The 441-nt window shown below is 37.2% G+C and carries 1 protein-coding gene; it reads left to right on the top strand.

Features of this window, described 5'->3' with window-relative positions; genetic code table 11:
• Nucleotides 1-441, top strand: a 441-nt coding sequence (locus A7976_RS14795) for a hypothetical protein (RefSeq protein WP_205633474.1), incomplete at both ends; no start/stop codon positions are given.

The raw sequence follows: 441 nt of genomic DNA, 5'->3' as shown, positions 1-441 counted from the left end.
GCATGGAGTGGTGCAACATATGACATCGAAGGCGATAAATTAGAAGTTGAAGATAAGACGATTTACATGATTAATGACTATGGTCAACTTCAAGCAATCAACAAAGACTTGAGTGGACTTGAAGATGAAGAAACGAAAGAAAATCAAACTGAGTTAGAAGCGGTCATAGATCATATCGAATCTATTACAACACGATTAGAAATCGAAGAAGTTAAGCGTCCATGGCTACCACCATTGCCAGAAAATGTATATCAAGAAGATTTAGTAGAAACAGATTTCAGAAAATTATGGTCAGATGATGCAAAAGAAGTGGAATTAACATTAGGACTTAAAGACGTACCAGAAGAACAATATCAAGGACCGATGGTATTGCAATTGAAAAAAGCTGGGCACATCGCGTTAATCGGAAGTCCAGGATATGGTAGAACAACGTTCTTACAC

It is taken from the genome of Methylobacillus sp. MM3 (assembly GCF_001645185.1).
Lineage (GTDB): Bacteria > Pseudomonadota > Gammaproteobacteria > Burkholderiales > Methylophilaceae > MM2.
This window is presented reverse-complemented; position numbering and strand designations above follow the sequence as displayed.